Origin of the sequence: Neisseria sp. S1 (assembly GCF_048060015.1) — a bacterium.
Classification (GTDB): domain Bacteria; phylum Pseudomonadota; class Gammaproteobacteria; order Burkholderiales; family Neisseriaceae; genus Neisseria; species Neisseria arctica.
The window spans coordinates 132,566-147,445 of sequence record NZ_JBLUPI010000007.1 but is presented as its reverse complement, the minus strand read 5'-3'; the positions used below and the strand labels follow the sequence as shown (position 1 = coordinate 147,445).

At 41.9% G+C, this 14,880-nt stretch carries 19 protein-coding genes and 1 tRNA gene; 6 read left to right on the top strand and 14 right to left on the bottom strand.

Annotated elements, in window-relative coordinates; all coding sequences use genetic code 11:
- Positions 1-46: 46 nt before the first annotated feature.
- From ACEPPX_RS07155 to ACEPPX_RS07145, 3 genes are read left to right on the top strand one after another with little or no spacing between them, the layout of a single operon-like run.
- Positions 47-787 carry a lysophospholipid acyltransferase family protein gene (locus tag ACEPPX_RS07155; RefSeq protein ID WP_416623493.1) on the top strand — a complete coding sequence of 247 codons (741 nt, stop codon included), beginning with the start codon at positions 47-49 and terminating at the stop codon, positions 785-787.
- A gap of 1 nt (position 788) precedes the next feature.
- On the top strand, positions 789-968 hold the full coding sequence (locus ACEPPX_RS07150) for a hypothetical protein (RefSeq protein ID WP_416623492.1): 180 nt from the start codon (positions 789-791) through the stop codon (positions 966-968).
- The gene (locus ACEPPX_RS07145) at positions 969-1,658 is read left to right on the top strand and encodes a M48 family metallopeptidase (protein WP_416623491.1); all 690 of its coding nucleotides are present in this window, start codon (positions 969-971) and stop codon (positions 1,656-1,658) included.
- A gap of 180 nt (positions 1,659-1,838) precedes the next feature.
- On the opposite strand, the gene fabG is transcribed toward ACEPPX_RS07145, so the two are convergent.
- The 13 genes from fabG to ACEPPX_RS07080 form a co-directional block, all read right to left on the bottom strand.
- Positions 1,839-2,585 carry a 3-oxoacyl-ACP reductase FabG gene (gene fabG, locus ACEPPX_RS07140; RefSeq protein ID WP_047761097.1) on the bottom strand — a complete coding sequence of 249 codons (747 nt, stop codon included), beginning with the start codon at positions 2,583-2,585 and terminating at the stop codon, positions 1,839-1,841.
- A gap of 55 nt (positions 2,586-2,640) precedes the next feature.
- A complete protein-coding gene (locus ACEPPX_RS07135) occupies positions 2,641-3,483 on the bottom strand; it encodes a glycosyltransferase family 2 protein (RefSeq protein WP_235284604.1) in 843 nt (280 codons plus the stop codon).
- A gap of 21 nt (positions 3,484-3,504) precedes the next feature.
- On the bottom strand, positions 3,505-4,515 hold the full coding sequence (locus tag ACEPPX_RS07130; RefSeq protein WP_416623490.1) for a hypothetical protein: 1,011 nt from the start codon (positions 4,513-4,515) through the stop codon (positions 3,505-3,507).
- Positions 4,516-4,532: 17 nt separating this feature from the next.
- Positions 4,533-5,336 (bottom strand): glycosyltransferase family 25 protein, encoded by an 804-nt coding sequence (locus ACEPPX_RS07125; RefSeq protein WP_416623489.1) that lies wholly within the window; start codon positions 5,334-5,336, stop codon positions 4,533-4,535.
- A gap of 96 nt (positions 5,337-5,432) precedes the next feature.
- Positions 5,433-6,359 carry an ACP S-malonyltransferase gene (fabD, locus tag ACEPPX_RS07120; protein ID WP_416623488.1) on the bottom strand — a complete coding sequence of 309 codons (927 nt, stop codon included), beginning with the start codon at positions 6,357-6,359 and terminating at the stop codon, positions 5,433-5,435.
- Between the two features lie 86 nt (positions 6,360-6,445).
- Entirely contained in the window at positions 6,446-6,838 is a 393-nt protein-coding gene (locus tag ACEPPX_RS07115; RefSeq protein ID WP_416623487.1) for a hypothetical protein, read from the bottom strand.
- 50 nt (positions 6,839-6,888) lie between these two features.
- Positions 6,889-7,218, bottom strand: coding sequence for a hypothetical protein (locus tag ACEPPX_RS07110; RefSeq protein ID WP_416623486.1), 330 nt, complete (start codon positions 7,216-7,218; stop codon positions 6,889-6,891).
- Positions 7,219-7,350: 132 nt separating this feature from the next.
- The gene (locus tag ACEPPX_RS07105) at positions 7,351-8,622 is read right to left on the bottom strand and encodes a DUF1294 domain-containing protein (protein WP_416623485.1); all 1,272 of its coding nucleotides are present in this window, start codon (positions 8,620-8,622) and stop codon (positions 7,351-7,353) included.
- Positions 8,623-8,692: 70 nt separating this feature from the next.
- A complete protein-coding gene (locus ACEPPX_RS07100; protein WP_416623484.1) occupies positions 8,693-9,652 on the bottom strand; it encodes a beta-ketoacyl-ACP synthase III in 960 nt (319 codons plus the stop codon).
- A gap of 125 nt (positions 9,653-9,777) precedes the next feature.
- Entirely contained in the window at positions 9,778-10,842 is a 1,065-nt protein-coding gene (plsX, locus tag ACEPPX_RS07095; RefSeq protein ID WP_416623483.1) for a phosphate acyltransferase PlsX, read from the bottom strand.
- Between the two features lie 128 nt (positions 10,843-10,970).
- A complete protein-coding gene (locus ACEPPX_RS07090) occupies positions 10,971-11,498 on the bottom strand; it encodes a phosphoribosyltransferase (protein ID WP_416623482.1) in 528 nt (175 codons plus the stop codon).
- 126 nt (positions 11,499-11,624) lie between these two features.
- Positions 11,625-11,804 carry a 50S ribosomal protein L32 gene (gene rpmF / locus ACEPPX_RS07085; protein WP_047761090.1) on the bottom strand — a complete coding sequence of 60 codons (180 nt, stop codon included), beginning with the start codon at positions 11,802-11,804 and terminating at the stop codon, positions 11,625-11,627.
- A gap of 32 nt (positions 11,805-11,836) precedes the next feature.
- On the bottom strand, positions 11,837-12,340 hold the full coding sequence (locus ACEPPX_RS07080; RefSeq protein WP_047761089.1) for a YceD family protein: 504 nt from the start codon (positions 12,338-12,340) through the stop codon (positions 11,837-11,839).
- Between the two features lie 60 nt (positions 12,341-12,400).
- Between ACEPPX_RS07080 and ACEPPX_RS07075 the strand changes: the two genes are divergently transcribed.
- The 3 genes from ACEPPX_RS07075 (at position 12,401) to ACEPPX_RS07065 (ending at position 13,942) form a co-directional block, all read left to right on the top strand.
- A complete protein-coding gene (locus ACEPPX_RS07075) occupies positions 12,401-12,991 on the top strand; it encodes a Maf family protein (RefSeq protein ID WP_416623481.1) in 591 nt (196 codons plus the stop codon).
- Positions 12,992-13,057: 66 nt separating this feature from the next.
- Positions 13,058-13,771 carry an SAM-dependent methyltransferase gene (locus ACEPPX_RS07070; protein ID WP_416623480.1) on the top strand — a complete coding sequence of 238 codons (714 nt, stop codon included), beginning with the start codon at positions 13,058-13,060 and terminating at the stop codon, positions 13,769-13,771.
- 94 nt (positions 13,772-13,865) lie between these two features.
- Positions 13,866-13,942, top strand: a tRNA-Pro gene (locus tag ACEPPX_RS07065).
- A gap of 355 nt (positions 13,943-14,297) precedes the next feature.
- On the opposite strand, the gene ACEPPX_RS07060 is transcribed toward ACEPPX_RS07065, so the two are convergent.
- A complete protein-coding gene (locus tag ACEPPX_RS07060) occupies positions 14,298-14,765 on the bottom strand; it encodes a DUF2127 domain-containing protein (RefSeq protein WP_416623479.1) in 468 nt (155 codons plus the stop codon).
- Positions 14,766-14,880 lie beyond the last annotated feature (115 nt).

Below are 14,880 nucleotides of genomic sequence, written 5' to 3'. Positions count from 1 at the left end.
AACATGCTACAATCCGCCTGATTTAGACGATTTAACCGGAATCATCATGCTGTTACTCCGAAATTTACTTTATTGGCTGTTATTGTGTCTGATTACCCCGCCGATGTTCTTATTTCTCTTTCCTCCTGCTTTACTGTTTCCAAATGGGGCAGGGAAAATGGGAAGATTATGGGCTCTTACCTTATTATGGATGCTAAAAAATATTATCGGCCTTAAATACCGCGTTATCGGCCGTGAAAATATCCCGACAGGTCCTGCTATTATCTGCAGTAAGCATCAATCGGGATGGGAAACCTTAGCCCTTCAAGAAATATTTCCGTTGCATGTATATGTAGCCAAACGCGAACTGTTCAAACTTCCTTTTTTTGGCTGGGGCTTGAAGCTAACCAAAGCCATTGGTATCGACCGCAGCAACAGTGCGGAAGCCAGTCGACAATTGATGGAGCAAGGTATTGCCCGCCGCAATGAAGGCTTGTGGATTGCTATTTTTCCCGAAGGTACCCGTATGCCGCCGGGTGAACGTGGGAAATATCGTTATGGCGGAGCCCGTATGGCTAAAATGTTTGAAATGGATTTGGTACCCGTTGCACTCAATAGCGGTGAATTTTGGCCGCGAAATTCTTTTATGAAATACCCGGGCGAAATAACCGTTATTATCGGCCGACCCATCGCACACAATAGTGGCACACCCGAAGAAATGATGAAGCGATGCGAACATTGGATCGAAGAGCAGCAATCACAAATCAGCGGTGTTGGCCCGTGCGCCAAACCCCCAAAGGCCGTCTGAAATGGATAATGACTCATTAGCCGCCGTTGCTTTTGCAGCGGTGGCACTAATTTTCGGCTGGCAGCATTTTAATCGGGCTTTGGTAAACAATGCTATTCCTGCACTTTGGCGCCGTATTATTTTAGGAACTGCTACCGTAATTATTTTACTAAGCTTGCTTTATTATCTCGGCTGGCTATAAATGCAAATATCTCATACTCTTTCAGACGGCCTTTCTATCTGTTTGCATATAGTCCGCCGTGCGAAAAAAAACATTATCTTGCGCCCTATGCACGGTAACCAGATCAGCTTAAGCATCCCGCCTAAGCTCAACGAAAAACAACTTCGCTACTGGCTTCAAACCAACGAAAAAGTCTTACGTAATATTCTTAAACGCAATCTTGCGGAAACGCCGTCTGAAAACAATATTCCTCAAAAAATCTGGTATCGAGGCATATCACATGATGTGAGAAGCCACAATAAGCCCTATATTGAGATTGCCGAAAACCATATTTTTCTTCCTGAAAAAGAGCAGGAGCAACAAAAAGCCCACTTGCTCCGCTTTTTAAGAACTCAAGCAGAAAATATCTTACTTTCACGCTTACAAACACATGCAGAACAATTAGAACTATTTCCCGCAGCCATAGCACTATCAAACGCCAAAACCTTTTGGGGAGTATGCCGTCCTCAAAGCGGCATCCGCCTAAACTACCGCCTAATAGGCGCACCCGATTTTGTAATTGACTATGTATGTATACACGAGCTCTGCCACCTGATTCATCCCAATCACAGCAAGCAATTCTGGGCTGCCGTCAACCTCTATACCCCGCATACCATTAACGCTAAAACATGGTTAAAACAACACGGTAAAGAACTTTTTATACTTGAGTAAAATATTTTGCATTTTAAGCAACCATTCAATTTAAAACCGATAGATTGATCACTATTGATATAACCTACCAACAATAGACCAATCATCTTCATATTCAAACCAATATAAACCTATTTGGGAATATAAATAAAAGGCCGTCTGAAAATATATTTTCAGACGGCCTTAAAAAAACTCAAAATATCACGGCATCAGCATGCCACCATTAACATGCAATGTCTGCCCGGTAATATATTTAGCCTGAGGGCTGGCCAAAAACAAAACCGCATCAGCAATATCCTGAGCTTCACCGAAACAGCCCAGAGCCGTTTGCGCTTCAAACATCGCACGCTGCTCTTCAGGTAAAGCACGGGTCATATCAGTATCAATAAAACCAGGAGCGACACAGTTCACAGTGATACCGCGACTGCCTACCTCACGTGCCATAGATTTTGAAAAACCGATCAAGCCTGCCTTTGCAGCCGAGTAATTAGCTTGACCAGCATTTCCCATTACGCCGACAACAGAAGTAATATTGATAATACGACCACTGCGCTGTTTCATCATTCCGCGTAACACGGCCTTACTGGCACGGAATACCGATTTCAGATTTACCTGCATAATAGAATCCCACTCTTCCTCTTTCATACGCATTAAGAGGTTGTCGCGGGTAATTCCGGCATTATTCACCAAAATATCTAATTTACCGTTTTCTTTTTCAATTTCAGAGATCAAAGCTTCGATACTACCTTCCGTAGCAGCATCCAATACCTTGCCCTCCCCACCCCATTGCGCCAAGCGCTCGCCTATAGCGGCTGCACCGCTTTCAGAAGTAGCCGTACCGACAACTTTGGCACCGGCTGCCGCCAACGTATCCGCAATCGCTGCGCCAATACCGCGCGAAGCACCTGTAACCAACGCAACTTTACCAGTTAAATTTTGTGAACTCATGAATCATCCTTTCTTTGGCAATCAGAATCGATATTGATACCGTACCCTAAAATCATTATTTCATATAAGAATTTTGACGATATTTTTTTGGCCTAAACCACTTATAAAATATTTTTCTATAAAACCTATTATAATACTTTTTTAATTTTTCCCTTTTTTCAAACCCAGACCACATTAATTCTTGAAAGTAAATTCCATTCTTAATATAAAACTCATAGTGCTTGTTATAAATTTTTAATAAGTTATTTGATTCATTTTCTTTGGAAATAGAATTAGAAACAGATGTTTTATTTTTTCTTTTCCTATAAAAAAATAAATATTCATTTATCTTAAATACCTTACCATTATTCTTTATTATAGAGATAAATAGATCCCAATCTTCATACATTGTAAGTGAAGTATCAAACCCTCCGACCTTATCAAATACTGACTTTCTAATCAATGCAGTAACATATATACAATTTTTTAATAAAAATCCAACTGTATCAAACTCCGGCAAATACCAAGGCTTATTTTCATTATCAAACAAAACAGCATTACTATAAACAATCGCGACATCATTATTAGACTCAGCCACAGCAACGCATTTTTCAATATAACTAGGATCTAATTTGTCATCCGAATCTAAACAAACTAAATATTTTCCCTTAGCATAAGCAATAGCATTTTGCCTAGCTACAGCACAATAAGCATTTTCTTGACTCAGAACTTTTAAATTGGCATTATTTTCCGCATAGTGCTCTAACAATCTAAGAGTACCATCTGTAGAACCATCATCAATAGCAATAACTTCAAAATTTTTATAAGTTTGGGCAAACAAACTCTCTAATGTTTCAGGCAAGTATTGCTCAACATTAAAACAGGGAATAATTACAGAAACTAAAGGATAATCAGCCAATATTATCTCCAATATATAACTCTATTGAGGAAGTGAAATTTTTTGATGTGGTTGAATATTTAAAATATATTTAATCCAGTTACCAAAGCTATATTTCTGGCGAATACCAATATCAATTTCATAGTATGGTAGCTCTAAAAAGTCATTTAACTTAGAAAAATCCTCACCATCCCAAACTAAAATATTATTAGGATGATAAAAATCATAATTTAAAACCTTCACATTCGTAGTAATAAGCTTTTTTCTATATCCCAATGCTTCAAATGTTCGAAATGATAAGCCCGAATGTTCATCTATTACAAAATCAACCAGGACCCTGCTTTGCCGGCTTCTTTTTAAATTCTCTTCAAAAGAAATAAATCCATTATTTAATTTAATTCCATCAAGATAACAAGTTCTTTTTTCAACCTCTTTTCCGCACACTTGTATATCAGCTGAATACTTATTTGCTTTTATGTATCTTAAAAAATTATTGATTACATTCACTCTACAATCCATATGTGCCCCAATAAAATAAAAATCGCTCTTTATTTCATAACTATCATGCAGATCATAATCAAAGTAAAAGTTAGTTGCTGGATAAATATTTAATCCTGGAAATTCCAAATCACTCGAATCAAAAACATAAAACCGATCAAATATATCAATTACTGAATAAATCTCAGGAAATCGATGTAAGCCGTCAAACTGGTAATTAACAATACCATGTTTACTTTCTTTACTAATAAATTTTAGAAAATCTTGGCTATATATATGGCCATTTATAAATAATGCATAGTCTAAACTTACTCCTTGAATTCTCTCACTTGCCAAATATTTCAATCTTTTAGCTTTTAAACTGTGCTTATAGCTATAATCACGATAACGGATTTTTCTCCATCTACCATAAATTCTTTCACTTAAAGATGGCTTCCAATTATCAAAATCTTCTACAATATTAATTACATTAAATCCATAATACTGTAGATTCTTTTCAATTAGCTTATACATCCCTGCAAAAGATGGCATTCCAAATAAAATAGTTTTATTCATTAGACTCTCTTCAAAAGCTATAAAAATAAAACACGCTGACGCTGCACTTTTTTTATCATTCTTATAGGCTTCAACAATACATGTTGAATTCTTTCAGAAAATTTTTTTCTTTTTTTCTTTTTAGGCAAGTTATTAAAATTAAAAAACCTATCTTTTTCCAATTGACTTACTAATCCTTTTTGTTTATTTAAAACACTATCTTGAATACAGAGAGCCGGAGTTAATTGGTATAAGGAAAATTTAGGAATATTATTCAAGTAATCATAAACTAATACATCTACAGGATTTAAATCATAAGCTGACAAAGTATGTATCTTTTGGAGTAACAGTCTAATAGCCTGATTTGATATAATATAAGCACCACATCCACTATTGCTGCTTTCTAGAAATTTAAACTGTCTGCCTTGATATTCTTGTATTCCAGTCGATTTTAAATTAATTAAGCGCAACACTGTCTCTAAGCATAGGAAATATGCATCATTAGCAAACCTCTGCTCCAACCATAACGTATCTATTAAAAATTTTTCAGCCTGACTTCCTAAAACAATATCATCCTCAAAAATAGCAATATATGGTAAATCCTCTTCAAGGCATTTCTGCCACAATGAAAGATGACTCATTAAACATGCCTTTTCTCCATCAGTCATATTGGGCTCATCTTGTAAACGCGGAAGTATCTTCACTATATGTTGCTGTAATTCAAACGATGGCTGTAGTGCATCAAAAAATTTAAATGGTATATTTTTCGCATCAAACTCGTTTCTAATATGTTGTCTTCTTTCCTCTGCTTGAGGAAGACTAATAACATAATTATGCAACATATATAAATTCCGATGAAAAATTAGGACAATAGACAATATGAAAGTGCCGCCCAAAAAAACTTCAGACGGCTTACATCATTTTGACTTAACTACAGATTATTTTAAATTAATAAATGCTACCACCTGCTCCATATTAGTTAGAGCCGTACAAACAGCGGCTTTATTAATACGTTTGGCCAAACCTGCCAAGACCTTACCCGGACCGCACTCCGCTGACTCAGTGATACCACGTTCAACCAATGCATTAACGGTTTCAGTCCATCGTACCGGGCTGTAAAGCTGACGTACCAATGCATCTTTGATTTTCTCCACATCAGTGTAAGCAGCCACATCGGCATTATGGATTACTTCGATTTCCGGACGGGTAATTTCCACGTCTTTTAATGCTTCTGCCAATTTTTCAGCAGCCGGCTTCATCAGGCTGCAATGCGAGGGTACAGATACCGGTAAAGGTAAAGCGCGCTTGGCTCCTGCTTCTTTTGCTAATGCAATTGCACGCTCCACGGCAGCAGTATGGCCGGCAATAACAACCTGGCCGGGCGAATTGAAATTAACAGCTTCGACTACTTCGTTTTGCGCCGCTTGAACACAAATGTTTTTTACCTGTTCATCTTCCAAACCCAAAATAGCAGCCATTGCTCCCACTCTGGCCGGTACGGCAGACTGCATCAATTCGGCACGCAAACGTACAAGTTTGACGGCATCTTCAAATTTCAATGCACCTGCAACTACTAAGGCCGTATATTCGCCCAAGCTATGACCTGCCACAACTTTAGGTGCCTGCCCACCTGCTTCAAGGTATGCACGGTAAGTGGCTACACCGGCAGCCAACATCAGCGGCTGGGTATTTACGGTTTCATTAATCGGCCCTGCATCTTCGGCATTCATCATAGCCCATAGGTCTTGGCCAAGAGCCTCAGAAGCTTCATCAAAAGTTGCTTTTACAACGTTACTTTCATTAAAACCGTTCATCATACCTAGGCTTTGCGAGCCTTGGCCGGGAAAGAAAAAGGCAAAGTTCATAATGTTCAACTCTTTTACATAAAAATATTCAAGAAAAATCCACACCAACTGCATAATAAAAGCAAACCGGCAAATACTGATTTCTTTTATTTTAAGATACTTCCCTCATACGATTGAGAGCCGCTTCCGTTTGGTTGTAGATATTCGGCACCATGCAGCTTCATACTCATCCCTTTGGGCGCCCCAACTGCAAACTGTAAGCTGTTTGTCAACGATTCGGCAAAATTTCCGCAATACAACTTACTACCCTGGTGATTTAGATTAGAATTTGCATCTGCATAAATTTTACCGCCGATATCACGCCATAATTTGTAAAATCCATAATCTTCAGACAAATAACGTCCACTATCCGGATGCACCATTACATCAAAAAAGCGGTAATGCAGTCCCTGATCGGCAACACCTAGTGTATCAGGTACATAACGCAATTGAGGATAGGCAGATATCATACGCTCAAATACGCTGCGTTTGATCAGCATAAATCCGGTAGGGGCTTCGTCTACTTCAAAAAAGCCGTCTGAACCGATGTTTATTTCAACTTCTCCGTTACTGTTGCATTGACTATGTTTACAGTATAACGGGTATATTGTGCTTCGAACTGCTGCCGTGTTATGCCCTGAGGAAGTCCGCCTAGCGGCCAATTTTCATGCTTGAGCGGATAAACCCCACAAGCGACATCGTAATCCGATAGTAATAAACGGATTGCCGCCTGCGGTGAAAATCCAATATCGCTATCTATCCAAAAAAGATGTGTCCACTGGGAATGAGATAAAAACTCGGCTACTGCATTATTTCTTGCCCGCGTAATCAGACTCTCTCCGCGTTGAAGGGATATCTGGCAAACCAAAACCATAGTCATAAGAGGCTGATAGCAGGTTTAACAATGACTATGTATAATTTTGAAAATATTTACCGTCATGACTGGGCGTCATTACTACGGGAAACATCTTCTTTAATTCGCTCTCGGGCAGCATAAAAATCTTATCCTAAATTACGACAACCCGTTCGACCCGAATTCAACGGTTAGCAAATGGGAAAGCCAATCCAAAATACCCGACCACACCAATAGTGACGTAACCAAAATATTTATCAATACGGTAATCCAAAAACAAGCAACAAACGGCTGTTTGGTAGTTTTATGGCGCCAGAAGAAACGCCCAAGCAATGCTCCGGGCCAACCGCCTATCAGGCCTACCGCCAACAAAGTCGATTCCGGTATCCTGCCGGCAAAACCCCTATAGGCTCCAAATGCCAAAGCGCGCTGTTTATCATGCCGGTACATCAACCAAGCGACTATGCTCCACACTGCATACCACAATGCCAACGGCCAAAAACAATACGTTAAAAAAGCCACATAAACCAGTATAAAAAATATATATAACGATATTTTGTATTTCCGCGGCACTAAGTATTTCTTTCCTGTTTCTGTGGAAGAGATAGAGGGCGATAAATGGGCATATTCGTCTTTTAATACCACTTTCACAGCTCGCTTACTTTCTTCCTCGCCGAATGGGCGGCATAGAAAATTAACAACTGCGCCCTCGAAAGGCTGCTTTCCATCTTGGCAAGCTGATAAATAAAATAATACACGCTCATTACCGTATTGTATGAAACCGTAATCACGACTTTTATCCCAATAAACAACACGCCCTTCCAACAACGTATTGATGGGGATGGAACTTTCTTGTTTTACCTGAGGCTCATCATCCCAGCTAACTCGATAATCCTCTTCAGCTTCAGCCTCAAGACCGGTTGTCACAATATTTTTTGTAATATCCGCCGAATGAGGTGAATCCGAAAGCTGTTCTACATCTAAATGGTCTACGCTAACAACATCGTCCAGTATCCATTGTCCATTACCATGCTGCAACAATAGCCCTTCTAGCATGCTTCCATCCTCTGGTACACGACGCTGGTCACGTAGGGACGGTCCTAAAATAAACACTTGCACCGGCCTGTCATCACCATAAAAACCATATCCGCCGTTGCGTTGGAAATCCCAATATTCGAGCACCAAACGCACCCTCTTTCCTTCAGGCGGCGGTTTCAGGCGTTCTACAGCAAGCGCCAGCGGGCGGCTTTTAGCATCGACTCCCAAACCATAGCAAACTTCGTCTCCTGCTTTCGGGAATTTATAATCTCCGGCAAGCTGTTCTGCTGTCAGCATCACATGCCTCCCCCTATTTTCATCCGAGCGGATCGCTCCGATTTTACGGTCATCAAACCAATAGCTGACCGTTCCGTAATGTTTATCGTGCTTCATTATTATTTTTTAAGTTGATTTATAAAATAAAAATAAGGCCGTCTGAAGGCTTCAGACGGCCTCTAGGCCTTTAATATTTTACCAGCACCGCCCCCCATGCAAAACCACCTCCTATACCTTCAAGCAGTAAAGTCTGCCCTCGGCGTATTTTCCCGCTGCGGATACCCGTATCCAAGGCAAGCGGAATAGAGGCTGCTGAAGTATTTGCATGCTCTTCTACCGTCAGAATCACCTTATCCATGCTCAAACCCAAATGTTTGGCGGTAGCTTCAATAATCCGCTTATTCGCCTGATGAGGCACAATCCAATCGATTTCCTCTGCCGAAGTACCGGTTTGCTCCAAAACATCCTCTGCTACTTTGGCCAATGTTTTTACTGCAAACTTAAATACACCGGGTCCGTCCATTTGCACAAACGGCGTACCGGTGATTTTGCCACCGGCGATTTGCCCCGGCACTTGCAACAAAGGTAAATAATTACCGTCTGCCTGCAGTTTTCCACCGATAATGCCCGGTTGCCCTGAAGCGCCCAACACGACTGCACCCGCACCGTCACCAAACAACACGCAAGTGCTGCGGTCGTTCCAGTCCACAATCCGACTGAATATTTCGGCCCCGATAACTAATGCTTTTTTAGCCATACCGCTTTGAATATACGCCTGAGCGGTAGTCAGGGCATACATAAAGCCGGCACATACTGCCGCCACGTCAAAAGCAGCGCATCCGGCGATACCCAATTTATTTTGAACGATCGTCGCGGTAGAGGGAAACTGCATATCAGGCGTAGCCGTTGCAAGTACAATCAGATCGATTTCTCCCGCATCTACACCAGCAGCCAGCAGAGCTCTTTTGGCCGCTTCTGTCGCCAAATCACTGGTTTTTTCATTATCTGCCGCAATATGCCGGGCTTTAATACCTGTTCTCGTGGTAATCCACTCATCAGAGGTATCTACCTTTTGTGCCAGTTCGTCATTAGTCACACGGCTAGCCGGCAGATAACTGCCCGTACCGAGAATTTTGGCGTATTGCATGGTTTTAGCCTTTACTGGTTTGCATCGTTAAGATGCGATTGTAGTCAAAACACTCTAATTACTCAATGCCGCCAAACCTATTTATCAGGGCTGCATCGCAAAAGCATCCCAACATTTACCAATATTTAGTCCAAATTATTGGCCATGGCCGCCTGTTCTGCTTCCATTTTCTTTTCCGATAAAACCGATAACTGGGCCGCAACACCTTCTTCTATTCTTGCCAAGCTTCCCGCCTTAGCTTCGTGGTATGCCTCTTCCAAGGCATAGGTAAATCCGACCGCATCTGTACCACCGTGGCTTTTAATGACCACTCCGCGCAACCCTAGGAAGATAGCACCGTTAAAACGGCGTGGATCCAGCTTGTTTTTAAAGCCCTTTAGAGCAGGTAGTGCAAATAAGGCAGCTGCCTTGGTAAACAGGCTGCTTTGAAATTCCTGCTTAATCGCGCCGCCCATAAATTTCACTGCGCCTTCAATGGTTTTTAGCATAATGTTACCTACGAAGCCATCAGCCACCACTACATCAACTTGCCCCCCGAATACCGCGTTACCCTCTACATTGCCGATAAAATTCATATCACTGCTTTTGAGCAAACGATAGGCTTGTTTAACAGTATCCGTACCTTTTATATCTTCCGTTCCTACATTCAGCAAACCGATACGTGGTGCGCCTTTTTCAGGGTACAATGCTTGAACAAGGGCACCGCCGATAACTGCGAACTGCACCAAATGCTCACTGGTACAATCAACATTTGCGCCCAAATCCAACATCAAAGTCATATGATTACCGGCAGATGGCAAAAACTTGGCAATAGCCGGCCGTTCAATACCTGGAATGGTTTTCAACACAAAACGTGCCGTTGCCATCAATGCACCGGTATTTCCAGCCGATACAGCGGCTTGCGCCCGCCCTTCCTTCACTTGGTTGATCGCCACTCGCATCGAAGAGTCTTTTTTATTTTTCAATGCCGACTGCGGCGGTTCGTCCATTTCAACCACTTGGGTAGCATGGCAGATTTCAATCCGATCCAATGGGGCTTTTGCTGCAGTCAAAGCCACACGGATTTTCTCTTCATCCCCCACCAAAATGAGCTTTACCTGCTCTTGTTGTTTTAAGAAAGCCAATACGCCCGGGATAGTGACATCCAGTCCGGCGTCTCCTCCCATAGCATCTACAGCCAAAGTAATCATTATCTATCCCCTTTCTTTTCAGACGGCCTTTGTCTTGGAAACGCAAGGCTGAAAGGATTTATCTGTCTATAAAAAACACCGCAGTAAATCAAAAAACACCGCAGTAAATCTGCTGCGAGATCATAGTTTTAATGCGGGCCGATCGCAGCCAAACGATTATGCTCGTCAAGCTCTTCCGCATCCCAAGGATAATTAATCCACCAGTCTTCCACAGTAATGCCGCTGAAATAAGGCATTCCCTCCGGTAGCTGGCCGACTTTATTCTTGATTTTTTCATGCAATACGGCAACACCAATAGTGCCGAAATCTTCTTTCGCCAGCTCTTTTAATACAAATTCCAACGTTACACGACTATCATCCACCTCATCAACGACAAGTACGTTTTTACCGGACAATACATCCGGCATTGGATCCAACCACTGGACTTTTTTAACTTCTTCAGTAGTTTTACCTTCATATTCGCTGTCGTAATAAGCAGTGGTTACAGCATAAATCGGAATATCAAGAAAGCAGCGCAAAATACGGGCAGGAATAAAACCTCCACCACCGATCGCAATCATGGCATCATACTTCACACCCGAAGCCTGAATTTTTTCTGCCAATGATTTGATAACGCGGTGGATATCATCATAGGTGTACCAAATTTTTGTTGTCATGGCTGAAACTACCACTAAAACGGCTCAGGCAAGCGAACCGCTGTTTGTTTAACGGAAAAAAGCCAGTAATTGCAGCTCAAAGGCAATCGTCTGGCTTTCGTCTTATTAGAAAAGGCAAAATAAAGATTATTCGCCTTTGGTTTTTACCACTTTACGGCCACGGTACATACCGTTGGGAGAAATGTGGTGCGGGCGGTGCACTTCGCCGGTAGCGCTGTCAACAGACAGAGCAGGCGCAGTCAACGCATCATGAGAGCGGTGCATACCGCGTTTAGAGGGAGATTTTTTGTTTTGTTGAACGGCCATTTCAAGCTCCTAAATTTTAAAATACAAATGGGTTAGCGGCTGCTTTTCAGCCCTGCCAATACGGCGAAAGGATTGGGTTTGTCTTGATTGACTTCAGTCAGTACAACATTTCCGCAATCCTCATGCCTCGGCGAAAACGGTAAAGCCATCAGGATTTGGTCTTCGAGCAACGCACGCACGTCCAATTCTTTCTCAAGCAGCATGCCCTCCAACTCATCATCGGCCAGCATGGCTTCGTCCAAACTGTTTTCATCAGCAAACAATACAATACGGCTTGCTTCATCAAACCGGAACGGCATCGGTTTTACACACCGCTGACAAATCAACGGTACGTCGCCTTTGAGCTCCAGTTCCAGAAACAAACGTTGCAAACGGTCTCGTCCGCCTTGTAGGGTAAACGATACCTTAGCTTGAGTGTCTGCCAAATATTCGTGCGACCAAACGCGTTCGTCAAGCTGATTCAGTATCAACTCGCCCTGCAAACGGCGCTTTTCAGCTGCGAACACCTCGGGGTCAATCAAAATAGGGTCTAACATAAACGGGGTATGATATAATTTTGAAAGCTTAACGTCAATGTTTTTACATATTTTATACAGATGAATACCTACTTACCAATTATTTTGGGTTCAACTTCCGTCTTCCGCCGGCAGCAGCTGGAAACACTGGGACTATATTTCGAAATCGCAAAACCTGAGTGCGATGAAACACCCCTATCAGGCGAGACACCTGAAACGACTGCCCTCAGGCTCGCAAAAAACAAAGCATATTCCTTAGCTGGAAAATTTCCGAAGGCCCTCATCATCGGTGCCGACCAAGTGGCCTACTGTAACGGCAGACAATTAGGCAAGCCCATGAGCGTAGCAAAAGCACAACAAATGCTAAAGGAACTATCAGGACAGCACATTGACTTTTACAGTGCCCTATGCCTACTGAATACCGCCACCGGCAAACTGCATAGCTATGTTGACCATACTACCGTCACTATGAGGGTTTTGAGCTCTGAACAGATCAGCCGCTATCTGGAACGAGAACCGGACGCTATATATTGTGCCGGAGCAGCGAAAAGTGAAGGGCTCGGCGCCGCTCTACTTTCACGGATTGGAACCACCGACCCCAACGCATTAATCGGCTTACCGCTTTTCCGATTGGTCGACTTTCTCAATACCGAAGGTATTTATATCGTATAAGAAAACAATAAATACTTATGGGTTGCATTATCTAACATTTTACCACCGACATTTAAAACGCCGTATATGAAACCAATTCTCTATCTTATCCCAACCCCCCTAGGCACTGCCGATACGCCCTGCTTATTACCTCACGAGCAGGCTCAAATTATTAATTTAAAAGACTTTGTTGTTGAGGCAGAAAAAACAGCCCGCGCCCATCTCAAACACTTAGGCGTTACGACACCTATTCGTGAATTAAATTTAAAACCGCTCAACGAACACACCCCACAAGAAATCTTACCCGAGCTTTTGAAGCCTATACACGAAGGCCGAAGCCTCGGATTACTCAGTGAAGCCGGCTGCCCGGCAATAGCCGACCCCGGCGCTAACTTAGTTGCACTGGCACACGCGCACGGCTTTGAAGTACGTCCCCTTATCGGCCCTTCAAGCCTATTACTGGCAATGATGGCTTCCGGTACAAACGGGCAAAATTTTGCCTTTAAAGGCTACCTGCCTACTGATAAAACAGAACGTTTGCAGGCATTAAAAAAACTAGAGCAGCATTCGCGAATAGAAAATGAAACCCAATTATTTATCGAAACGCCCTATCGGAATGATTCTCTACTCGAAGATGCCATAAATATACTGCACCCTGATACCCGCCTTTGCATCGCTTGCGACTTAACCTTACCCACCCAAAACATCATCAGCCTGCCTATATCCGAATGGCGCAAGCGCAGCGAATTACCTCAACTAAAAAAGCGCCCTACTATTTTCGTACTACATTCAGGCAGATAACCGTCAAAATTTTGACTGGATAAAACCCGTTTCCTCCAACCTGTAAACAAAACTTGCTAAAAAGCGGATTACTATCTATAATATCTAGCTTAATCGGAATGTAGCGCAGCCCGGTAGCGCACTTCGTTCGGGACGAAGGGGTCGGAGGTTCGAATCCTCTCATTCCGACCAAAAATTTTAAACCTGCTTTGATAAAATCAAAGCAGGTTTGCTTTTTATTTCAAAATAATATGGCTCAGCTTAGGGCAAATATAAACCGAACCCAGCCTTTTCACCCCCTCAAGATACTATCTTCATATTTCCCATAGTATGGCCTATTTACTCAGCCAAGCTTTTATATTTCTACACCATGGCCAATCCCGATGCGCTTATCCCACATGTACCCAGCAATCATTGGAAATTCAATCAAACCCAAGCCTCAATAATTTTCAGACGGCCTCTAAATTTTTAATCAACTTAAAAATACGCGCCCTATAATCAGCAAAATAAAAGGCCTACATGTTTCCATGCAAGCCTTAATTAAAAATTACAGCAATCCCTGTTTTTTCATCCGCTTATAAATCACCACCATAATGGCAATGTTCACAACAAAAACCATACAGTGAACAAAATTAAACCGTTTTACAACCTCGTACAACTCAACAGGGATAAACAAGCCGTAAGCAATAAAACTAAACCAATAACCCCAAGTTCGTTCACGATATAGCCCATAGCCTTCACCAAAACGAATCAGGGCATAAATTACCAACATAGTGATAACAGCATATACGTTGTGAATCGCCGTTTGACTCAATGCATACAATTTATCGATTTGATAAACAAGAAAGCGACCAAAAAAATGATGTAAACCTTCTGTTAGCACTTGTGCTAATAACGATAGTTTATCCCGATCGTACCAAATTACGGCAGCGGTAAGCAGTGCCAAAATTCCTTTGCCTACCTCATACAATGCAATGAACTGAACAGCAGAAAACGAACGGGGCTTTTCCATCATTATTTTTCTTTCAGGCGGCATCAGAACGATCAGTCAACGAGAAATCCAGAAAATGGATTCTATCTGCAAATCATAAAACCATACTGAAATTCCAACATTAAACAGAGCTTATACC